Origin of the sequence: Tateyamaria sp. syn59, assembly GCF_007995245.1 — a bacterium.
Classification (GTDB): domain Bacteria; phylum Pseudomonadota; class Alphaproteobacteria; order Rhodobacterales; family Rhodobacteraceae; genus Tateyamaria.
The window spans coordinates 483,274-503,532 of the sequence record NZ_VCBA01000003.1 but is presented as its reverse complement, the minus strand read 5'-3'; the positions used below and the strand labels follow the sequence as shown (position 1 = coordinate 503,532).

Sequence of the window (20,259 nt, the reverse complement as noted above, 5' to 3'; positions counted from 1 at the left end):
TCAAATGTCTGCATCCGTCCCCCCCGTCGATCGCATTGGTTACGTCGTCAAACGCTACCCACGCTTTTCGGAAACCTTCATCGTCACCGAAATTCTCGCCCACGAGGCCGCTGGGCAGGACATTGATGTCTTCGCGCTTCGCCCTGTCGAAGAGACACACTTCCAGGACAACCTTGGCCGCGTCCGTGCGCCGGTCACGCGCCTCAAGGACCGCTTCTCGGGCGTCGAGAGCCTTTGGAAGCGGTTGAATGAGGCGCGCGCCGAACTTCCCGGCGCGTGGGAAGCGTTGCGCGACGCACAAGGTGTCGCATCGGGCCAGGACGCCGCACAGGCTCTGGAACTGGCGGTGCTGGCCAAGCGCCGCGGCCTCGTCCATCTGCACGCGCATTTTGGCACGGTCGCGACTTCGGTCGCACGCCTGGCCGCGGCGATGGCCGGCATCGGCTACAGTTTTACGGCCCACGCCAAGGACATTTATCACGACTACGACGCGCCACAGCATCTCGATCTCAAGCTGCGCGATGCAGATCTTTGTGTGACCGTATCGGACTACAACCTCACACATCTGCGGGACCGGTTCGGGAAAGGCCCCCGGTTGGCGCGGGTGTACAATGGGCTGGATCTTGACCGCTTTACATACGCCGCGCCCGATCCGAAGGCGCGTGAGATCCTCGCCGTCGGCCGCCTTGTCGAAAAGAAAGGCTTTCACATCCTGATCGAAGCGATCCGTTTGATGGCCGCCGAAGGCCGCAGGCCCCGCTGTCGGATCATCGGCGATGGCGAAGAGCGCGACAACCTTGCCCGCCAGATTGAGGACGCAGGCTTGTCAGGTCAGGTTCTGCTGGACGGCCCCCGCCCGCAGTCGGAAGTCGTCGAGTTGATCCGCAACGCTGCATTGATGGCCTGCCCCTGTGTCGTCGGTTCTGACGGCAATCGCGACGGGTTGCCCACAGTCCTGACCGAGGCGATGGCGCTTGGTTTGCCGGTCGTATCAACCGATGTGGTCGGCATCCCCGAACTGGTGCGCGACGGAGAGACCGGGCGGATCGTTCCCGAGACCGATCCCGAGGCCCTGGCGGCCGCAATGGGCGGGCTGCTCGATGATGCGAGCCTGCGCGCCGACCTTTCGGTCCGCGCACGGAAGCTGATCGAACGCCAATTCGACGCGCGCGCCGCAGCAGGCGCACTGCGCGCGCATTGGGCCGATGCGCTCGCCCGCCGCGCACATCTGCCGGAGGCGGCGTGATGCACGTAGCCTATGTCTCAACCGATCCCGGCATTCCCGTCTGGGGCAGCAAGGGCGCCTCTGTCCATGTGCAGGAGATGCTGCGCGCCCTCGTGCGCCGTGGCGCACGCGTGACGGTTCTTTCGCCCCGGCTTGAAGGGTCGCCGCCTGCAGACCTCACCAAAGTTGCGGTGCATGCCCTGCCACCTTCCCCAAAAGGGGCTCCCGATGTTCGGGCCACCAAGCTGCTGGCCTCGAACGACGACGTGGCCATCGCGCTCGATCATCTAAAACCGACCTTTGTTTACGAGCGCCATGCGCTTTACGCCCATGCCGCGATGGAATGGGCGCGTCGATGCAATGTACCTGCCGTGCTGGAGGTCAATGCACCGCTTCTGGCCGAGCAGGCGGCTCACCGCACCCTCGCCCTGCCGCAAGCCGCCGAAGCCTCTGCGCGCCGCTCAATGGCCGCCGCGCCGCTTGTCTGTGCAGTCTCGGAGCCCGTCGCCACCCATGCCCGCAGAATGGGGGCAACAGATGTGACGGTCGAGCCCAACGCGGTCGATCCCGCGCGCTTCCCCATACCCGCGCCGCTCGCGGCTGCACCCTTTACGGTCGGTTTCCTGGGCTCGCTCAAACCGTGGCATGGCCTTCCGCTTCTGGTCGATGCGTTTGCACTGCTCACGCGTGACCTGCCGGATGCCCGCCTGCTGGTGGTTGGCGATGGACCGGAGCGCGCGGCCTGTATGGACCGCTTGCGCCGTGCAGGATGCGACGATGCTGCGGAATTCACCGGTGCGCTGCCCGCATCCTGCGTTCCTGCAGCACTCCGGCGCATGGACGTAGGCTGTGCGCCCTACGGCGAAACGGACGACTTCTATTTCTCGCCACTCAAGATCTATGAATACATGGCCGCGGGCCTGCCGGTTGTGACCACGCGGGTCGGACACCTGCCCGCTTTAGTGCGTGACGGGGCCACAGGCCATGTCGTGCCGGTCGCCGATGCTGCTGCGCTGGCACGCGCACTGCTGATACTTGCCCGAAACGCCCCACGCCGCCACGCCATGGGCGCCACCGGTCGGGACGAGGTTCTGACCGACCGCACGTGGGACGGCGTTGCAGCGCGCCTGCTGGAGCGGGCCCTGCCGAAGCGCCACGCCGCATGAGCCGCCCCGACACCCTTTCAGAGACGCTGCCGGGCCTGGGCCGGATCGTGCGCCGCCTTGCGCCTTACCTGCGCGGACATCGCGTCGTTCTTGCGGGGTCGGTCATCGCCCTCATCCTTGCCACCGTTGCGAAGCTGGCCGAGCCGTGGGCGCTGAAGTTCGTGATCGACAGCGTCGTGCCATCCGCGTCGGGCGCGCCTGCGCTGGCAGGATACGACCCGATGCTGGTGCTGACGCTCTGCGCGTTCGGGCTGCTTGCAGCGGTCCTTTTGCGCGCCCTTTTCCAATTCCTCGCGACGATGGGCTTTGCGCGGGTGGGCAATACGGTGCTGACACGCGTGCGCGCTGATCTGTTTTCACATCTGCAATCGCTGTCGGTCGGGTTTCATACCCGCGCGCGGTCGGGTGATCTGACGATGCGCCTCGTGGGTGACGTGGGCATGCTCAAGGAGACGATGGTCACGGCAGCGATGCCGCTGGCGGCAAATGTGTTGATCTTCGGCGGCATGGTCGGGGTCATGCTGTGGCTCGACTGGCAGCTTGCGCTTGTGGCGCTGGCACCCCTACCCATCCTGATGATCCTGTCGCGCGTGCTGACAGGCCGCATCCGCGAAGTCAGCCGCACACAACGCAAACGCCAGGGCCATCTTGCGGCCACCTCGACCGAGACGCTGGCTGGCATCCGTTCGGTCCAGGCGTTGGGCCTGGAGGCGCGGACGGCAGCGGTCTTCGGGGGTGCCAACGAGGGCGACATGAAGGCGGGCCTTCGAGGCGCGCGTCTGACTGCGGGACTGGAGCGGTCGGTTGATGTCCTGGCGGGTGTCGGATTGGCCGCAATCCTGTTCTTCGGCACTCTGCAAGTGCTTTCGGGCCGTATTACGCCCGGCGATCTGCTGATCTTCGTCACCTACCTCAAGCATACGTTCCGCCCAGTGCGCGGCTATGCCAAGTACGCCGCCCGCCTTGCGAAGGCGCTCGCCGCGGGTGAGCGCGTCGTCGGCCTGCTTGACGAAACCGACGCTGTGCGTGACCGCGAGGGTGCCGTACCGGCCCCGGCGCTTTCGGGTGCAATGGCCTTTGAAGGCGTCCGCTTCGGGCATCCGGGCGGCACGCCGGTGTTTGACAATCTCAACCTGAAGGTCGCGCCGGGCGAACGTATTGCTTTGGTTGGACCATCCGGCACGGGCAAGTCGACGCTCGCGGCACTGGCACTGCGCCTGCACGATCCTGACGCGGGTCGCGTAACGGCTGATGGCATGGACCTGCGCGATGCAACCTTCGCCTCGCTTCGGGCGCAGATCGCCCTCGTGCCGCAGGAGCCGCTGATCGTTTCCGGCACCGTACGCGAGAACCTCTTGCTCGGGCTGAGCCACGATGTTGAGGATGACGAGATCAAGAATGCGCTTCAGGCCGCCGCAGCCGAGGACTTCGTGACAGCTATGGACGGTGGCCTCGATGCCGTCATCGCCGAGCGGGGCGGGTCGCTTTCGGCTGGGCAACGCCAGCGCCTGTCGCTTGCCCGCGCGCTCTTGCGTCGCACTCCGATCCTGATCCTGGATGAGCCGACCACCGGGCTTGATGGCCCTTCGGAGGCTATCGTCTCAAGCGCCATCGCGCGTGTATCGCGCGGTCGCACGACGCTGCTGATCACCCATGACCTCGCACTTGCGTCTGACTGTGACCGGGTCGTGGTGTTGGATGGCGGACGCGTGGTCGAGGATGGCGCACCCAAGATGCTGCTGCGTGATGGCGGTTGGTTCGCCGCCGCGCATGCCCGTCAAAGAGGAGACCGACCCCATGCAATTGCATCCTGATGCGGCGCTCGCCATGCGCGAGCCCGAGCTGCCCGGCCTGGCTGGCGTTCTGCACGCGCCAGCCATAGCGATGCGCGCCGGGCTGAAGGGTCTCCGGACATCTTATCTGCTCTACAAGCCATGGACGAGCTGCGTGGCCGGGCTGATGCCCGAGGATGGAACGCTCGGCGCCTGGACGGCAGCGTCCTACACGACGGCGCGCTACCGCGAAGTGCGCGACCGTCCGGCGTGGCAGAACGGCGTGATTTTCCTGGATGACGTGCAAACCGTGCTTGTTCCCTTGTCCCTGATGCGTCGGCCGAAGGCAGCGCGTGCGCTGGCCGATCCGTCCTCGCGTGAGGCACTTCTGGCGCGGATGGGTCTTTCGGGCTGCACACTCAAACTTCTTCGCTTCAAGCCAGGGCGCCGTTTGGTGCTCCGCGCCGACGGACCGGACGGTCCACGCGCTCTTCTGAAGCTCCATGCCCACCCAGACGCGTTCGCGCGCGCCCTCGCGGGCGCTCGGGCCGGTGAAGCCGCTGGCGGGGCGCCGCTACTATCCGTATCAGCCGAAGATGGCGCCATTGCGACGCAGTGGATACCGGGTCAGACGTTGGACGAAGACGCATCACTTGATAACTACGTGCAGGCAGGACGGGCCTTGGCCGCCGCGCACAAGATGGCCCCGCCGATGGACCTGCCTCGCTTACGCCCTGTTGAGGCAGACGCCGTGGCCGAGCGGCTGGGTTGGCTGGCCCCGGAATTGGATGAGGCGGCGCGTGATGTGGCTGCACGCATGCCCGTCCTCCCTGGTGGTCCTGCGACAGCGCTACACGGCGACTTCAGTGCCGATCAAATCGTCTGCGGACCTGAAGGCCCCCGCATCCTCGACTGGGACCGCGCCTGTATCGGACCGGCGGCCCACGACATCGGGACGGCGCTGGCTGTGCTTGACTTGGACCGCCTGCGCGGGGTTGACGGAACCGATGCGGCAGGGGATGCGCTCATCGCGGGCTACCGCGCCGCTGGCGGCAGCGCCTCCGACGCAGACATTGCGACCTATCGCGCCCATGTGCTGATGTCGCGCGCCACCGACGGGTTTCGCGCCCGTCGTCCAGGCTGGGACCGCGAGATCGCAGCGGTGCTCAATCAGATCACGGCGGTCTTGGACGGCGGATATCCGTCGACCCCGCACCTTGCTGCGGCGCTCGACCCACGTGCCTGCGCTACCGCTTTCGCAGCAAACAAGGCGACCCTTACGCGTCTGAAGCCCCATCGCCGGGCGATGATCCGGTATGAAGGCTCCGTTCGCGCTGTATTGGGAAAACTGCGCGCCAAGGGGCACGACGACACTGCGCCTAGGATACAGTCAGGGCTCAGGGCTGCGGGCCTGAATGGGAGGGATGGTATCGGCGTACCGCGCGTCGTGGGCGTCGCCGAGGACATCCCCGTCTGGTTTCAGGAAGAGGTGTATGGCACGCCGCTAGGCCAGCTCATCGCAACGCCTCATGCGGCCAGTGCCATGCGCAAAACAGGACGCGCGCTGGCGGCGCTGCACTGCACTGCCCCGCAGACCAACCGTCACTGGAGTCATGATAACGAGTTGGCCGTGTTGTCACGGGCGGTTTTGGATGGCCCGGAAGCCGACCTCGCATGGCTCGCCTCTGAATGCATGGCCACGCTCCCGCCTGCGGTCGATGTCGGGCTTCATCGCGACTTCTATTTTGATCAGATCATTGTCGGCCCGGAGACCACCTGGCTGGTCGATCTCGACCTTCATGCAATCGGCGATGCGGCGATTGATCTCGGCAACTTTATCGCGCATCTGACCGAGCTCGACCTTCGCCGAGGGGGGGACGGCCATGCGTACGACGACCTTGTGCGCGACTTCCTCGAAGGCTACGCAGAACTCCGCACACTGCCGGACCCGCATCGTATCGACACCATGCGCTGGGTGTCGCTCGCGCGGCATGTCGCGATTGCGGTTCGCTTTGCGGACCGCCGTGCCGCCGTACCCGCCATCGCAGCGCTTTGTCGTGACCGTTTGAACCGCGCGGGGCAGCCCACACTGCGGGAAGCGGTGTAACGTCAGAGCCGGTGGGATAGTTCAGGCTGGTTTGATCACAGAGGGTTTCTGGCACATCGTACACACCAACGGGTGGAAACGAGACAGAGACCCGGAACTAAGTCGGGCCACGGCGAATAAGACGGCTCGGATCACGTGGACCGTGCTGACGAGGAACAAAGCTGACAGACAGCACACGGCCTGAAAATGAAAAGGACAACGACATAGCAAGACGAGTTGATGTGACGGTGTACACTTCAGCGGTAACGATGAGGACAATCCGCCGAATGTTTAGGGCGCTGCAGCCCTCTTGGCAGGTAGGAACGTGATCTGCGGATCTCATTAAGGCCAACGGTGATGACCGTGCAAAAAAGACCAGACACAAGACCAACTCTGAAAAGGTGCGCAGTGTTTTATTCAACTCTTGCTAAACGACCTTCAACCGTTTCCAGGAACAGATTGTAGAGACAATCGCCCATTAGGGTTTCGCTCAAAACCAGTTTTGACAGGGCAGGTTCGATCTGCCAGCCTATACTGATCAAAGACAAGGCTACGCTTCGGCAAAGGAAAGGTCGGTCGCGAAGGCACGTACAATGCGTCGCCTTACAACGCTCCGCGCCTCACGCCCCTGTCACAACTGTGTGGCAAGGGCGCAGAACTGTTTATTCCGCAGCGACAGTCCCCCGCAAAACCTATACATTTGACAGCACTTTGGACATAATATGGCCAAAGTCGGTGATTAGACCGTTAACACCCCTCTGGTAATGGGGGCACGGGTCGCCCACCTGAGGGTGCGGAGGCAGAGCAGACGCCGCGGAGCAGCCAGAGATGCTGGAGTTTGAAAACGTATCCAAGTCCTTCTGGACAGGCACACAGCGCAAGGTGATCCTTGACCGCGTGTCATTCCAAGTGGAATTGGGCAACTCCTTCGGCGTGCTTGCCCCCAACGGCACCGGCAAGACGACCCTGATCAACATGATGGCTGGCTTGGAAAAACCGGATGAGGGCGAGATCCGGCGCAGCTGCAACATCTCGTTTCCGCTGGGCTTCATGGGGGGCGTGCTGCCCAAGATCTCGGCGCTGGAAAACTCCCGTTACATCGCGCGGCTCTACGGGCTTGACCCCGACTATGTCGAAAGCTTCTGCCGCTGGCTCTGCAATCTGGGCGAATATTTCGACCAGCCGCTCGGCACCTATTCGTCGGGGATGCGGGCGCGGTTTTCCTTCGCACTCATGCTGGCTCTCGACTTTGACATCTACCTGATTGACGAGGGGATGCCCTCCTCCACCGATGTGGAATTCAACCGCAAGGCGGGCGAAGTGCTGCAGGAGCGGCTGCGCACCACGACCATCATCATCGTGTCGCACCAGGCCCAGACGCTCGAGAAATTCGCGCGCTCTGCCGCGGTCCTGCTCGACGGCAAACTGCACATGTTCGACACGCTCGAAGAGGCGAAACGGCTCTATGACTACGAAACCCAAAGCTAGAAAATTCCGCATCAAGCGGACAGCGCCGATGCCCGGAACGGCAGCCGCAAACGCGGCGCGTGCCGAGGCGACCGAAGCGCCAGAGCCACCGGTCGACACCGCGCATGCGGAGCCCAAACCAACCCCACCCCCTGCCAAGAGCGGTGAGGTTGCCTCGGCCCAGCAGGTACAAAGCGAAAATACCGTCGATGCCATCCGCCAGGAAGGGCTGACCGGTCGCCAGTTGCGCATGGCGCGCCGTGTCGCGCAGAAACATGGGCTGGCGCCCACCTCAGACTTCGACGCCGTGCGCCTGTTGCGGGCCAAGGGCATCGACCCGTTCCAACGCTCCAACATGCTCGAGCTGGTGGTGCCGCAAGCGGGCGCTGAACCGCATGAGGGCGGCGCACCCGACGCCTTTGCCAACCTGCCTGCCACCACCGGCGGCGCAGGGTCCGGGCGCGCGCAACTGCCGCAAACAGTTCAATTGGCGCGCCAACAGCTGCCTTCGACCGAACTGAGCCCTGCGGAACGGCGCACTCAGGAAATCCAGAACATCCAGCGCGACATCGGTCGCCGCCGCCGCAAGAAAATGGGCCTCCTGCTGGTCCGGCTCGCCTTCTTCGTGATCCTGCCGACTTTTCTGGCGGGTTACTATTTCTACCAGATCGCGACACCCATGTACGCGACCAAGTCCGAATTTCTGATCATCCAGAACGAGGGGTCCGGCGGCTCCGGTCCGCTGGGCGGGCTTCTGCCCACGCAATTTGCCACCAACGCCGACAGCATCGCGGTGCAGGGCTTCCTGCAATCCAAGGACGCCATGCTGCGGCTTGACCGCGATGTCGGCTTTAAAACGCACTTCACCCAGAACTGGATCGACCCGATCCAACGGCTGAGCGAAGATCCCACAAACGAAGAAGCCTACAAGACATACAAGAAAAACGTCAAAATCGGCTATGATCCGACCGAGGGTATGATCCGCATGGAGGTGGCGGCCGCTGATCCTGCCGTCTCGGCCGATTTCTCGAACCAGCTTATAGACTACGCCGAACAGCGGGTGAACAACCTCTCGTTTCAAAAGCGGGACGACCAGATGCGCGACGCCCGCGAAGGGTTCGAAAGGGCAGAAGAAGAACGCCGTGCCGCTCAGGAAAACCTCGTCCGCCTCCAGATCGAGGGGTCCACGCTCGACCCCGAAGGCGTGATCGCTTCGCTGCGCACGCAGATCAGCACCGTTGAAACCCAGATCATCGAGAAAGAGATTGAGCTTGCCAGCCTGCTCAACAATACGCGCCCCAACCAAAGCCGCGTGGACGGCGCACGCGGCACTTTACAGATCCTCAATAACCAGCTTGTCGCGCTCAATAACAAGATGACCGACGTCAGCCAGGGCGCAAACTCCCTCGCTGAACTGGCCGCCCGCATCCAGATCGCCCAGGCCGACCTCGCCTCGCGCGACATGATGCTGCAATCGGCCCTGCAACAGATGGAACAGGCCCGCGTCGAAGCCTCGCGGCAGGTGCGCTACCTCACGGTCGCGGTTGAACCCATCGCACCCGAGGAACCGACCTACCCCCGCGCATTCGAAAACACGATCTTGGCTTTCCTCGTCTTTGCAGGCATCTACCTGATGATCTCGCTCACTGCGTCGATCCTCAGAGAACAGGTGACAAGCTGATATGAAACACGTTGACGTCGCCGGTCTGACCATCGGCAATGACCGGCCCCTGACCGTGATCGCTGGGCCCTGCGCCCTGGAAGACGTTGATCTTGGCCAAGAGATCGCGGGCCGCATGAAAGAAGTCTGCGACGCCGCAGGCGCGCAATACGTCTTCAAGGCCAGCTACGACAAGGCCAACCGCACCTCGCTCACCGGCGGGCGCGGCCTTGGCCTCGACGAAGGGCTCAAGGCCCTGCAGTCGGTCAAGGACGCAATCGGCGTCCCGGTCCTGACGGATGTGCATACCGAAGCACAGTGCGCCCCCGTGGCCGAAGTGGCCGACATCTTGCAAATCCCCGCCTTTCTCTGCCGCCAGACCGACATGCTGCTGGCCGCAGGGAACACCGGCGCGGTCGTGAACATAAAAAAGGGTCAATTCCTTGCACCCTGGGAAATGCCCAACATCGTGACCAAGGTGGAAAGCACCGGCAACACCCGCATCCTTTTGACGGAACGGGGCACATCTTTTGGCTACAATACACTGGTGGCTGACATGCGGTCGCTGCCGCAAATGGCCCAAACGGGCTACCCGGTCGTGATGGATGCCACGCACTCGGTCCAGCAACCGGGGGGCAAGGGCGGCTCTTCCGGCGGGCAACGCGAGTTTGCCCCCGTCATGGCGCGGGCCGCCGTCGCCATCGGCGTCGCGGCGGTGTTCATCGAAACGCACCCCGACCCTGACACGGCACCCTCGGACGGGCCGAACATGATCTACCTCGACCAGATGCCGCAACTCATCGACACGCTCATGCAGTTCGACGCGCTGGCAAAGGCGCGGCCCGTGTCCGTCTGACCGCACAGGGTCAAACCGCAGACCACCGTTACACCGAACACCTGGGTTTTCCTACGCGACCCCATGATTGCTCCGACAGGGTTTCGGGAACACGACGCACGCTGGAGATATCCCGAACAGATCAACCTACCCGGCATCACAGCCCTCGGCTTGGGGCTTGGCACACAGATGCACAGGCGGGGATCAGGCCGGATATCGTGGTTGGCAACGGCTATCGCGACTATTCGCTTTCGGTCAAAGACGCCCTGATCCTGGGGCTGATGCAGGGGGGCATCCGCGTCCATGACATCGGCCCTGCGCTGTCACCGATGGCCTATTTCGCGCAATTCCACATTGATGTCCCGGCGGTTGCCATGGTCATCGCCTCCCATAATCCCAACGGTTAGACAGGGGTGAAGATGGGCTTCGAATGCCCTCTCACCCACGGCCCCGACGACATGGCAGAGCTGCGCAACATCGTCCTGAACGGAGCCGGTGAACCGCGCCGGGGCGGAGGGTATGATTTCGTGGAAGGCGTATGCGACACGTATCCCGACGACCTCGCACGCGATTTCAAACTGACACGCAAGTTCACCGTTGTCTGCGCCGCAGGAAAAGGGACGGCGGCAGCCTTTGCACCGGACCTGCTGCGCCGCATCGGGGCCACGGTGGTGGAGCGGCACGCCACCCTCGACTGCAGCTTTCCACACTACAACCCCAACCCCGAGCCGAACGCCTGACCGGGTCGTGTCGAACAAACCCGCATCTCGGTCGCGATCACCAGACTTCCACAGGCCAAAGCAATGCACCGCTCAGGGCGCGATCAAAGTGCCGCCCGCCTTCGCGCACAGCCTATCGGACATCCGGTTAAGTTTGACATAATGCACCGCGCATAGGCCGAAGTCCCTGATTTCACGCGCAGACAAGACAAAGCCTAAAATACGGCAAAGCTCCCGAACAGCGTGTCCCCGCGGAGACAGATCAGTCAAACAGTCCCCGAAGCCCCTTTTTGACCTCGTCTTCCAACTTCTGCTTGGCCGCATCTCCAAGGCTTTGACCCTGATCCGTGACCCCAAGTTCCTCAGCCACTTTCTCGCGCACCTGCTGTTCTGCCTTGGCCTTCAACGCCTCCTTTTCAGCCTCCAGTTTCTCATCAAGCCGCAGGTCAATCGCGGCATCCAGATCTGGCAGGATTTTCGGGTCAGCCCACGGCCCGCGGATGCGCACCGGGATCGCGAGATCCGGGCCGTCCTCGCCCTTCAATGCCGTCGGCGTAAAAAGGTAGTCGATGTCTTGCTGACCCAGCCCGATCCGACCATTTCCGCGCGCCTCAAAACTGCGCAACACCACCAGAAGGTCATCGTTGAACAGGTTGCCATTCTCCATCCGATAGCTCGCGCTCATCGCGTCAAAGACGGTCGTGCGCCCATTGCCGCGCCCGAACTTGAGCAGGCCATCAAGGTCGATCCCCTCAATCGTGCCGCGCGCCACGTTGAACGATCCGTTGCCCGAAAGTGACCGCATGATCGCATCAACACTTTGCCCAACCCCCAGAAAGCGCAGGTCCATGTTCGCCGCACCCGTCAGCATCTCCAGGTCCGCGGCGTCCCGCAGAAAGGGCTGAAGCGACAGCCCGCGCATGTTCATGTTGCCACCGACGCTGAGGCCGGAGCGGTTGTTGACCACGAACTCGCCCACAAGCGTTCCGCCGTAGGCTGCAACCTCGCGCAGCTCGAACACCATGCGGCTGCGGTCATTGCGCAGGAGCGTGCGGGTCTGACCCAGTTTGAACTGGCCGAGGTCGATGGAGGACGCGGTCAGCGCGATCTCTCCGTTAAAGGCCGCCAGACCGCTCGCATCAATTGGGTCCTTCGGCCATCCGCTGCCCGTCGGCGCAGGTGCAGAACCGCCCCCGGTCGCTGACCCGCCGCCCGAGGCCGCCGATCCGGTTGCACCGCGCAGATCGAGCGCGCCCGCGTTGAACTGCGCATTGACGACCGGCGTGCCGTTGAGGCTGATGTCCGCCGCACCGCTCAGCGCGTTGCCCTCAAGATCCGCGCGCAAGTCGCGCAGCGACAGGCGCCGGTCCGAGGTGAGGGTCAGCTGCGTCGACATCTCAACCGCCCTGCCCAGTTTTGGCGGCAGTCCCGGCGGGGACAGGCCAAGCGCGGACATGAACGCGTCAGTGCTGGGCAGGCTCACGCCCAACGCCCCGGCCACGTCGCCCGCTGTGCTCGCACGCCCGTCGAGGGTGACGCGCCCGCCGCCAGCGTCGACCGTGGCATTCAGCGGTTGCACTTGGCCGGTGATAAAGCCCGCGAAGCCACCGATCGTGGCGTCCACCTGTACCTCTGTCCCCGCGGGGCGCAATGTCGCGGCGATCGTGGCAGGGCCCAGTCTTTCGGGCCAGTCAAGGGTCAGGTCCACGCCGGAATAGGACACGAGATCCGCGCCCTCGGCGTCGTAAATCAGGGTGGCATCCGTGACCTCGAGCTTCTGGATCGACAGGGCCTGTGGCGCGCTGTCGGTCGATGGAGCGGGCGTCTCCGCCTCGATCTGCGCCGCACCGCTGGCGTCGGTGAAAATCCAGCTGGCCCGCCCGTCCGCGCGGCTTTCCAGCCGGATCGTGGGGCGCGTCGCCTCGACGTTGGTGATGCGGATTTCGCGATCCCGGATATATGCCATCATGTCCACGCCAATCGCTGCATTCTCCGCCGTAAGCATGGGCCCCTGTTCGGACCAGTCGGCATTGCCGACCTCGAGCCCGTCGGCGCGGACACCGAGCACGGGCCAGAGGGTCATCGAAACGCCTATGATCGTGACATCGCGGCCCGTTGCCTTGCGGATCTGGTCAGCAGCGATGGCGCCGATGCGGTCGGCGGGCAGCAGGAAGATCGACCCGATCGCTACAAGCGACAGGACGAGGACGAACCCGATCAGGCGGATGATCCATTTCATTGCGACTGCTCCCGTTCTGATGACGTGTTGACATCAGCCTAACGCAGCGTGCGGTCGCACCCCAACCCTTTTCCCGCCTTTTCGCGGGGGCGGAGTTCACATATGAGGCAGAGCATGAGCCAGAACCCGCCTGACCTTCGCCCAGATCTTGCACCCCGCGCCAAGCTGGACGGCACCCGCCGTTCCGGCCAGCCGACCATCGGGATGGTATCGCTTGGCTGCCCCAAGGCGCTGGTGGACAGCGAGCGCATCCTGACCCGGTTGCGGGCCGAAGGCTACGGCATCTCGCCCGACTACAGTGGGGCGGATGCGGTGATCGTGAACACATGCGGTTTTCTGGACAGTGCCAAGGCAGAAAGCCTGGAAGCCATTGGCGAGGCGCTGGACGAGAACGGCCGCGTGATCGTGACGGGCTGTCTGGGGGCGGAGCCGGAGTATATTACCGGTGCACACCCGAAGGTGTTGGCCGTCACCGGACCGCATCAATATGAACAGGTGCTGGATGCGGTACATGCCGCCGTGCCACCGGACCCGGACCCGTTCATCGATCTGCTGCCAGCCTCTGGCGTCAGCCTCACGCCCAGGCATTTCAGTTACCTCAAGATTTCAGAGGGCTGTAACCACAAGTGCAAGTTCTGCATCATCCCCGACATGCGTGGCCGGCTTGCGTCCCGCCCGGCCCATGCGGTGGTGCGCGAGGCGGAGAAGCTGGTCGAGGTTGGGGTTAAGGAACTGCTGGTGATTTCGCAGGACACCTCGGCCTATGGCGTGGACATCAAACACGCGGAAGACAAAGGACATCGGGCGCATATCACCGATCTGGCGCGCGATCTCGGGTCGCTCGGCGCTTGGCTTCGCTTGCACTACGTCTATCCTTATCCACATGTGCGTGAGCTTATTCCGTTGATGGCCGAGGGATTGGTCTTGCCATATCTCGACATTCCTTTCCAACATGCCCACACCGATACGCTGCGGCGCATGGCGCGGCCTGCCGCGGCAGAACGGACGCTCGACCGGATCGCGGAATGGCGGTCGATTTGTCCCGAGATCACGCTGCGATCCACGTTTATCGTTGGCTACCCGGGAGAAACTGAGGACGAGTTTCAGACCTTACTGGACTGGATGGACGAGGCGCAGCTGGATCGGGTGGGCTGCTTTCAGTACGAAAATGTAGATGGGGCGCGGTCAAACGCATTGCCGGATCATGTGGCCCCAGAGATCAAGCAGGAGCGTTGGGAGCGGTTCATGGAAAAGGCGCAGGCCATTTCCGAGGCGAAGCTGGCGGCCAAAGTGGGCACAAGGATGGAAGTTATTGTAGACGAGGTCGATGACGAGGCGGCCACGTGCCGAACCAAAGCCGACGCCCCTGAGATCGATGGCAATCTCTTCGTTGACGACGGATTCGAAGATTTGCGCCCCGGCGATATCGTCACCGTCGAGGTGGACGAGGCTGGCGAATATGATCTTTGGGGCCGTTTGATCAAATAAATCATAGCCTTATGCGCATGCTGACTTGGCGATATGGTCGCCTTACTGCGCACGTGCGGCGCGCGTTGCTGAAAAAGTCTCTCGGCGTGACGACGCATTAACCAAAATTTCCTGCAAACCCGTCAAGTCTGGTTCCGACGGATGCGCCACGGCGCCAAAGGACGGAGGACCGGACGATGACCGCATTGCTGAAACTGATCGGAGCCGCCCATCTGGAGGTGGGCAAAGCCAAAGGCACTGGCCTGGGGGCCGTGATGTTGTTTTTGCTCGGGGCAGGTTTGTTGAGCGTGGTCGCACTCGGACTGCTGCACGGGTCAGACGAGCCTCTCAAGCCTTTGATTGGTTTAATGAAATCCTGGCTGGGCTGAGGTGTTTGCACTGCATTGCTTGAAAACACGTTAACTATGTTCTATATTTGTTCCTCACGGTAGGAGAACAGATATGTCCATTCATCCCACCCTTCCCGGTCTGTTTGAACCGGTGCAGACCGCTTTGCCGCTTGATGCGCAGCCCGCCACCGAAAAGCAGATCGCCTATGCGCGGACGCTGGCTGCCAAGACGGGGCGTGTGCTGCCGACATCTCTGTTTCGCGACAAAGCGGGCCTGTCGGCGTGGATTGACCAAGCCAAACCGAAGGCGCCCGAGGGCCGCTTTGCCGCCTATCCAAGTGCCAAGCAGGTACAGTTTGCCGAACGGATTGCGCGGCTGAAGCGGCGTCAGATCCCGGCGGAGTGCTTCAAGGACAAGGTGATGATGTCGCGCTGGATTGACGGGAACAAGCCGCGGTAGGTTGCGACCGTTTGTCTGTTGGCGGGGCTGTGCGCGCGCCTATTTTTTTAGCATGAGTGATGACACCCGCGTTCTGTACAATGCCGACTGCCCGGTCTGCAATTTCGAGATCAGCCACTATGCAAAGTATAGTGGCGATCGTTCCCTGCCCATTCGGTTTGAGGATCTGAACCAGGCCGAGATGGCCGATTGGAGGATGGATCGGGATGCAGCGGCACAGCGGTTGTATGTGTTGAAGGACGGCCGGATGTATTCCGGCATCCCCGCGTTTATCGTGCTGTGGCAGGACATGCCGCGGTATCGCTGGTTGGCGCGCTTGGTGTCCCTGCCAGGCGTGCATTGGCTGGCCTCCAAGACCTACGATCATGTGCTGGCCCCACTGATCTACCGCTGGCATCTGCGTCGGCAAAGGGCAGCGACGTCAACCACTTCGTGAGGATTTGTGCATAGACTGGACGCGTTACTGTCGTCACGGTGCGCGCATGCCTTACCCACATTCCGCCCGCGAAACGATTGCCGATGCGTCGGTCCATGTCCTTGGTCTGGGGGCGGGTATGACTGGCGCTGCGATGTTGGTCGTGCATGTGGCGCAGACGCAAGGCATCGCACAGATCGCGGCTACGAGCGTTTATGCAGGGCTTGCGGTTTTTGCGCTGCTTGCCTCGGCCTTGTACCACTTGCTGCCGTGGGAGGCGTCGCGTCCGGTGTTTCACCGGATTGATCACGCGGCCATTTACCTCAAGATTGCAGGGACTTACACGCCGCTCGTCGTGCTGATCGGGTCAGCGTTCGCCTATGTGGTGCTGGCGGCGGTTTGGCTGGTGGCGCTGGTGGGTGCCGTGGCGAAGCTGAGCTTTTGGGCCACGGATGCGCGGGGGTCACTGGCGCTTTACCTGGCGATGGGCTGGGCGAGCGTGCTGTTGATCTGGCCGATGTGGCAAGCATTGCCGGGCGCGTCCACCGCGCTGATCGCGGCGGGCGGGGGGCTTTATTCGCTGGGCACGGTATTCTACGCGGCTAAGGCGCTGAGGTTTCAAAACGCGATCTGGCACAGCTTCGTACTGGCCGCGTCGGCCTGTTTCTTTGGCGCTGTGGCGTTGGGTGTGTCAGTCTGAGGCCTTGGCCAGCTCTGCAAACGCATCGGCGTTTCGGCAATAGCCGGGAGTTTCCGAAACGGTGCCCTGTTGGGCGGTCAACCACTGGGCACAGGTGTCAGGCTTGGTGCAGCCGACGCAGTTCAGGACCAGGTCCGAAATGTCGCCAGGGGTGAGATGGGCACGCAGCGCGGCTTCTTCGAGGTCGACCCCGCGGGCGGAGGCCATGCGGTCGACAAGATCGGCGTGGGTCTTGAGGCGGGCATCGGTCATTCTGGGTCGTCCTTTCGAGTGAATAGGATGGCCCGACTGTGCCGGACTGGACCGCTGCCCAACATTGATCCAGGTCAAATCTGGTCGAGATAGGTACGCACACAGGTTTGCACATGGCGGAACCGATCGCCGCCCAGGTGTTTGCCGCCGTACCAGCGGGTCACGACGACAAGGTGGTCGGTCAGGCCCTCGCGTTCGAGCATACGCAGGATGACCATGCCAGCACCCGCCTCTCCATCGTCGCCCTTGATGGCGCCGCCGTCTTGCAGCATCGCGCCCCAGCTGTTGTGGGTGGCCCTGGCGTAGGTCCGGTCGCGCTTGAGGTGCTTGAGGGCTGCATCAATGTCCGCACGCGAGGTCACCGCGCTGCCCGATACAGCATATTTGGACCCACGGTCGGTCAGGATATGGCCAAGTTGCCTCAAGGTCGGGATTCCCGGACCCGACAGACGGGTCCGCATGTGCTACTTCCGGTGCATTGATAAACGAAAAACCATTTCACACCGGGGTATTTTTCCATGATGATTTCACTGTTGCCGCCTCTCGCGGTCTATGAGCTGATCGGCATATTGGGCTTTGCGCTTTATGTGACGAATTACAGCCTGTTGACCACCCGCTGCCTGAGCAGCGATTGCCTGGCCTATTTCACGATCAACCTGGTGGCGGCGAGTTGCGTGCTGATGGGGCTGATGGCCAGCTTTAACCTGGCGTCGGCGATGCTGCAGATCTTTTGGGTCGCCATGTCGTTGATCGGCATTCTGGTGCGGCTGCGCGCGCGGCACCAGACACCGGTTTAAAGCCCGGCTGCCGTTCTGCGCACGATCTCGAGCCGTTGCGCATTGGGCGGGTGGGTGCCAAGGAAACGGTCGCCCGGATCCGGAATGCGATTGAAGAATTGAGAACCGCGCACAGGATCATAGCCGGCGCGTGCGGTCAGGATGGTGCCCAGCGCGTCAGCCTCCAGTTCGAAGTCCTTCGAATAGGTCCGCGCGCCGACCTGCGCACCGATCCGCTGGGCTGCAGCCGCATCGCCGCCCGTCAGCGTCGCCAGCCCGCCAAAGATGACCGCACCGGCAGCCGCGTTCTCGCGCTGACGGGCAATGTGGCCGCGCACGTGGTGAGCCGCCTCGTGGCCCATCACAAAGGCCAATTCATCCACGTTGCGGGCATCGTCGATCAGGGACTGCGTGAACACGATGATCGGACGACCATTGTCATCCAGTGTCTGAAACGCATTCGACGGCACGCCTGCGCGATCGTCGACAAGGATCTTGAAATCGCAGTTCACGTTGCGGGTCCGGGCGCGACATTCACGCTCGGCCACAGGCTCCACCCGCTGAACGACCTGAGCAAAGGCGCGCGCGGATTGCTGGCGCGTCCGCAACTCATCGGGCACCTCGGCCGGTGCGACCGTCGCAGTGGGCGCAGAGGTGTTTGTCGGGGCCGTGGTTACAACCGCGTCGTCACATGCGGCCACGAAGGCCAGGGCCGTCAGCGCGGCCATTATGCGAGAGATCAAACCGATGTCCTTTCGTTCCAAGACGCATCAGACTGTATCATGCAAGGGGGTGGCTTCCAGCCCTCATCACGCAGCCGTGTGCTCTATGCAATGGTTTGCCCATGGAATAGGTTTCCGACATGTTTACGATTGAGCACGAATTTGACGCATCGGTGATCACGCTGGTCGACGATGGGGCGGCCCCTCTGCAGGAAGATGTGGTCATCAACGCCTTTGCCGAGGTGATCACGGTCGAGCAATACGACCCGCGCAGCGACAGTATGGTCAAGATCACATTGTCCCCGGAACAGGCCCGCGATCTGGCGGCGGCACTTGACCTGCCCGAAGGCGTCTATCAGCTGCGCAAAGAGCCCAAGTGAAAGGGTCTGGACGCCTGACCTGTCTCTGCTAGCCTGTCGGCCAAACGAGGGAGAACCGGGATGGCGACGGGAACGAATGTGCGCACCTACTATGAAGGTGCGTGGCATGACGCCGATGTGGCGGTCATGCGCGCCGCAGATCATGGCAGTTGGCTGGGCACGACAGTTTTTGACGGTGCACGATACGTTAACGGTTTGGCACCGGATCTGGAGGCGCACTGCGCGCGCGTGAACCGGTCGGCCAAGGCGCTGATGATCACGCCCACTGTCAGCACCGAAGACATGGTCGCCATGGTCCGCGAAGGGCTGGAGGCGTATAGCCCCAATCAGGCGGTGTATATCCGCCCGATGTATTGGGCGCTTGAGGGCGGCGAGTTGGGAATTGTGCCCAAGGAAGGCTCCACTGGCTTTGCCATCAGCCTGGAAGAGATCCCCATGGCCCCGGAGAGCGCATCGACCACACTGGCGCGCACGCGGTTCCGCCGTCCGGTGCTGGAGGACAATGTGGTGAACGCCAAGGCGGGGTGCCTCTACCCCAACAACGCACGGATGCTGGCCGAGGTCCGTGCCCGCGGCTTTGGCAATGCGCTGGTGGCGGATGCAATGGGCAATGTCGCGGAAAGTGCCACGGCCAACGTGTTCATGGTCAAGGATGGTGTCGCCTTTACCCCCATTCCGAATGGCACGTTCCTGGCCGGCATCACCCGTGCCCGACATATAGAGAATATGCGCGCGGACGGGATCGAGGTGGTAGAAAAGGTGCTGTCATTCGCCGATTTCGAAGATGCGGACGAGGTATTCATGTCCGGCAATATGATGAAGGTCACGCCTGTGTCGGCCTTTGAGGATACCTCGTACCAGGTTGGCCCTGTGACGCGCCGGGTGCGTCAGATGTATTGGGATTGGGCCGCCAGCAATGGTTAAGCCGGTCGAGTTCTGGTTCGAGTTTGCCAGCACTTACAGCTATTTGGCTGCAGCCCGGATTGAAGAGGCCTGTGCCGACGCAGGTGTGCCGCTGCTGTGGCGTCAGTTCCTTTTGGGCCCGGTCTTTGGCGCGCAGGGCCTGACGGACTCGCCGTTTAACCTGTACCCGGTGAAGGGCGCCTACATGTGGACGGATATGGAACGGTGTTGCGCCGATTTGGGCCTGCCATTTGTCAAACCGTCGTCCTTTCCCCGCGGCAGTCTTCTGGCGGCGCGTATTGCGGCGACGCATGCAGACGCCGCTTGGGTGGGCGCCTTTGTGCGCGCGGTATATCGGGCGAACTTCGCGGAAGATCGGGACATTGCGGATGAAAAGGTTATTGCCTCGATTGTCGATGAGATCGGGCAGGACAGTGCGGCTGTCATCGCCGCTGCAACCACGCCGGAGGGCAAGGCGCTGCTGCGCCGGTCCACGGACGAAGCGCTGGAGCGGGGCCTGTTCGGTGCGCCCAGTTTTGTGGTCGATGGCGCGCTGTTTTGGGGCAACGATCGGTTGGAGCAGGCCCTGGCCCATGCGCGCGCTGCCTGAGATTGTCGGGATTGCACGGGCAAGGTCCTTGGGCCATTGTGCCCGAACTTAGGCG

At 62.8% G+C, this 20,259-nt stretch carries 20 protein-coding genes and 1 pseudogene; 17 read left to right on the top strand and 4 right to left on the bottom strand.

Going from position 1 to position 20,259, the window contains the following annotated elements; genetic code table 11:
- Positions 1–4 precede the first annotated feature (4 nt).
- The 8 genes and pseudogenes from FD715_RS08505 to FD715_RS08470 form a co-directional block, all read left to right on the top strand.
- Entirely contained in the window at positions 5–1,246 is a 1,242-nt protein-coding gene (locus FD715_RS08505; protein ID WP_147108057.1) for a glycosyltransferase, read from the top strand.
- A complete protein-coding gene (locus FD715_RS08500) occupies positions 1,246–2,391 on the top strand; it encodes a glycosyltransferase family 4 protein (protein ID WP_147108054.1) in 1,146 nt (381 codons plus the stop codon). The genes FD715_RS08505 and FD715_RS08500 overlap by 1 nt, the downstream gene beginning before the upstream one ends.
- Positions 2,388–4,205, top strand: coding sequence for an ABC transporter ATP-binding protein (locus tag FD715_RS08495; RefSeq protein ID WP_147108052.1), 1,818 nt, complete (start codon positions 2,388–2,390; stop codon positions 4,203–4,205). Before FD715_RS08500 ends, FD715_RS08495 begins: the two co-directional genes overlap by 4 nt.
- Complete coding sequence (locus FD715_RS08490) at positions 4,189–6,270, top strand: phosphotransferase (RefSeq protein ID WP_189799441.1); 2,082 nt, start codon at positions 4,189–4,191, stop codon at positions 6,268–6,270. The genes FD715_RS08495 and FD715_RS08490 overlap by 17 nt, the downstream gene beginning before the upstream one ends.
- 807 nt (positions 6,271–7,077) lie before the next feature.
- On the top strand, positions 7,078–7,737 hold the full coding sequence (locus FD715_RS08485) for an ABC transporter ATP-binding protein (protein WP_147108046.1): 660 nt from the start codon (positions 7,078–7,080) through the stop codon (positions 7,735–7,737).
- The gene (locus FD715_RS08480) at positions 7,715–9,397 is read left to right on the top strand and encodes a capsule biosynthesis protein (protein ID WP_147108044.1); all 1,683 of its coding nucleotides are present in this window, start codon (positions 7,715–7,717) and stop codon (positions 9,395–9,397) included. Before FD715_RS08485 ends, FD715_RS08480 begins: the two co-directional genes overlap by 23 nt.
- 1 nt (position 9,398) lies before the next feature.
- Positions 9,399–10,232, top strand: a complete 834-nt coding sequence (gene kdsA / locus FD715_RS08475; protein WP_147108042.1) for a 3-deoxy-8-phosphooctulonate synthase — start codon at positions 9,399–9,401, stop codon at positions 10,230–10,232.
- A gap of 63 nt (positions 10,233–10,295) precedes the next feature.
- A pseudogene (locus FD715_RS08470) lies at positions 10,296–10,939 on the top strand (phosphomannomutase/phosphoglucomutase); the annotation flags it as partial.
- 253 nt (positions 10,940–11,192) lie between these two features.
- Here the strand turns inward: FD715_RS08470 and FD715_RS08465 are convergent.
- A complete protein-coding gene (locus tag FD715_RS08465; protein WP_147108040.1) occupies positions 11,193–13,169 on the bottom strand; it encodes an AsmA family protein in 1,977 nt (658 codons plus the stop codon).
- Between the two features lie 114 nt (positions 13,170–13,283).
- Between FD715_RS08465 and rimO the strand changes: the two genes are divergently transcribed.
- From rimO to FD715_RS08440, 5 genes are all read left to right on the top strand, one after another.
- Positions 13,284–14,657: a 30S ribosomal protein S12 methylthiotransferase RimO gene (gene rimO / locus FD715_RS08460; RefSeq protein WP_147108197.1), complete on the top strand. Its 1,374-nt coding sequence runs from the start codon at positions 13,284–13,286 to the stop codon at positions 14,655–14,657.
- 176 nt (positions 14,658–14,833) lie between these two features.
- Complete coding sequence (locus FD715_RS08455; RefSeq protein ID WP_147108038.1) at positions 14,834–15,025, top strand: hypothetical protein; 192 nt, start codon at positions 14,834–14,836, stop codon at positions 15,023–15,025.
- Between the two features lie 73 nt (positions 15,026–15,098).
- Positions 15,099–15,446 (top strand): hypothetical protein, encoded by a 348-nt coding sequence (locus FD715_RS08450; RefSeq protein WP_223274779.1) that lies wholly within the window; start codon positions 15,099–15,101, stop codon positions 15,444–15,446.
- Between the two features lie 52 nt (positions 15,447–15,498).
- Positions 15,499–15,882 carry a thiol-disulfide oxidoreductase DCC family protein gene (locus tag FD715_RS08445; protein ID WP_147108037.1) on the top strand — a complete coding sequence of 128 codons (384 nt, stop codon included), beginning with the start codon at positions 15,499–15,501 and terminating at the stop codon, positions 15,880–15,882.
- Positions 15,883–15,928: 46 nt separating this feature from the next.
- Positions 15,929–16,561, top strand: coding sequence for a hemolysin III family protein (locus FD715_RS08440; RefSeq protein WP_147108036.1), 633 nt, complete (start codon positions 15,929–15,931; stop codon positions 16,559–16,561).
- Here the strand turns inward: FD715_RS08440 and FD715_RS08435 are convergent.
- Together FD715_RS08435 and FD715_RS08430 are read right to left on the bottom strand one after the other, a co-directional pair.
- Positions 16,553–16,813 (bottom strand): DUF6455 family protein, encoded by a 261-nt coding sequence (locus FD715_RS08435; protein ID WP_147108033.1) that lies wholly within the window; start codon positions 16,811–16,813, stop codon positions 16,553–16,555. The two genes, FD715_RS08440 and FD715_RS08435, sit on opposite strands and share 9 nt — an antisense overlap.
- Before the next feature lie 74 nt (positions 16,814–16,887).
- Positions 16,888–17,274, bottom strand: a complete 387-nt coding sequence (locus FD715_RS08430; protein ID WP_189799440.1) for a YigZ family protein — start codon at positions 17,272–17,274, stop codon at positions 16,888–16,890.
- Positions 17,275–17,331: 57 nt separating this feature from the next.
- Between FD715_RS08430 and FD715_RS08425 the strand changes: the two genes are divergently transcribed.
- Entirely contained in the window at positions 17,332–17,610 is a 279-nt protein-coding gene (locus FD715_RS08425) for a hypothetical protein (protein WP_147108029.1), read from the top strand.
- Here the strand turns inward: FD715_RS08425 and FD715_RS08420 are convergent.
- Positions 17,607–18,317: a M48 family metallopeptidase gene (locus tag FD715_RS08420; RefSeq protein WP_147108026.1), complete on the bottom strand. Its 711-nt coding sequence runs from the start codon at positions 18,315–18,317 to the stop codon at positions 17,607–17,609. The two genes, FD715_RS08425 and FD715_RS08420, sit on opposite strands and share 4 nt — an antisense overlap.
- Positions 18,318–18,451: 134 nt before the next feature.
- Here FD715_RS08420 and FD715_RS08415 point away from each other — a divergent pair, with 134 nt between their 5' ends.
- The 3 genes from FD715_RS08415 to FD715_RS08405 are packed head-to-tail and all read left to right on the top strand — an operon-like array spanning position 18,452 to position 20,204.
- Positions 18,452–18,691 carry a hypothetical protein gene (locus FD715_RS08415; RefSeq protein WP_147108023.1) on the top strand — a complete coding sequence of 80 codons (240 nt, stop codon included), beginning with the start codon at positions 18,452–18,454 and terminating at the stop codon, positions 18,689–18,691.
- 60 nt (positions 18,692–18,751) lie between these two features.
- Positions 18,752–19,615, top strand: a complete 864-nt coding sequence (locus FD715_RS08410; protein WP_147108021.1) for a branched-chain amino acid aminotransferase — start codon at positions 18,752–18,754, stop codon at positions 19,613–19,615.
- On the top strand, positions 19,608–20,204 hold the full coding sequence (locus FD715_RS08405) for a 2-hydroxychromene-2-carboxylate isomerase (protein WP_147108018.1): 597 nt from the start codon (positions 19,608–19,610) through the stop codon (positions 20,202–20,204). Before FD715_RS08410 ends, FD715_RS08405 begins: the two co-directional genes overlap by 8 nt.
- The last annotated feature ends 55 nt before the right edge of the window (positions 20,205–20,259 follow it).

Bases quoted from the DNA above. Each gene is read 5' to 3' on its own strand.
- FD715_RS08505 (WP_147108057.1), top strand. From the start codon at position 5: ATGTCTGCATCCGTCCCCCCCGTCGATCGCATTGGTTACGTCGTCAAA.
- FD715_RS08500 (WP_147108054.1), top strand. From the start codon at position 1,246: ATGCACGTAGCCTATGTCTCAACCGATCCCGGCATTCCCGTCTGGGGC.
- FD715_RS08495 (WP_147108052.1), top strand. From the start codon at position 2,388: ATGAGCCGCCCCGACACCCTTTCAGAGACGCTGCCGGGCCTGGGCCGG.
- FD715_RS08490 (WP_189799441.1), top strand. From the start codon at position 4,189: ATGCAATTGCATCCTGATGCGGCGCTCGCCATGCGCGAGCCCGAGCTG.
- FD715_RS08485 (WP_147108046.1), top strand. From the start codon at position 7,078: ATGCTGGAGTTTGAAAACGTATCCAAGTCCTTCTGGACAGGCACACAG.
- FD715_RS08480 (WP_147108044.1), top strand. From the start codon at position 7,715: ATGACTACGAAACCCAAAGCTAGAAAATTCCGCATCAAGCGGACAGCG.
- kdsA (WP_147108042.1), top strand. From the start codon at position 9,399: ATGAAACACGTTGACGTCGCCGGTCTGACCATCGGCAATGACCGGCCC.
- FD715_RS08465 (WP_147108040.1), bottom strand. From the start codon at position 13,169: ATGAAATGGATCATCCGCCTGATCGGGTTCGTCCTCGTCCTGTCGCTT.
- rimO (WP_147108197.1), top strand. From the start codon at position 13,284: ATGAGCCAGAACCCGCCTGACCTTCGCCCAGATCTTGCACCCCGCGCC.
- FD715_RS08455 (WP_147108038.1), top strand. From the start codon at position 14,834: ATGACCGCATTGCTGAAACTGATCGGAGCCGCCCATCTGGAGGTGGGC.
- FD715_RS08450 (WP_223274779.1), top strand. From the start codon at position 15,099: ATGTCCATTCATCCCACCCTTCCCGGTCTGTTTGAACCGGTGCAGACC.
- FD715_RS08445 (WP_147108037.1), top strand. From the start codon at position 15,499: ATGAGTGATGACACCCGCGTTCTGTACAATGCCGACTGCCCGGTCTGC.
- FD715_RS08440 (WP_147108036.1), top strand. From the start codon at position 15,929: ATGCCTTACCCACATTCCGCCCGCGAAACGATTGCCGATGCGTCGGTC.
- FD715_RS08435 (WP_147108033.1), bottom strand. From the start codon at position 16,813: ATGACCGATGCCCGCCTCAAGACCCACGCCGATCTTGTCGACCGCATG.
- FD715_RS08430 (WP_189799440.1), bottom strand. From the start codon at position 17,274: ATGCGGACCCGTCTGTCGGGTCCGGGAATCCCGACCTTGAGGCAACTT.
- FD715_RS08425 (WP_147108029.1), top strand. From the start codon at position 17,332: ATGATGATTTCACTGTTGCCGCCTCTCGCGGTCTATGAGCTGATCGGC.
- FD715_RS08420 (WP_147108026.1), bottom strand. From the start codon at position 18,317: ATGGCCGCGCTGACGGCCCTGGCCTTCGTGGCCGCATGTGACGACGCG.
- FD715_RS08415 (WP_147108023.1), top strand. From the start codon at position 18,452: ATGTTTACGATTGAGCACGAATTTGACGCATCGGTGATCACGCTGGTC.
- FD715_RS08410 (WP_147108021.1), top strand. From the start codon at position 18,752: ATGGCGACGGGAACGAATGTGCGCACCTACTATGAAGGTGCGTGGCAT.
- FD715_RS08405 (WP_147108018.1), top strand. From the start codon at position 19,608: ATGGTTAAGCCGGTCGAGTTCTGGTTCGAGTTTGCCAGCACTTACAGC.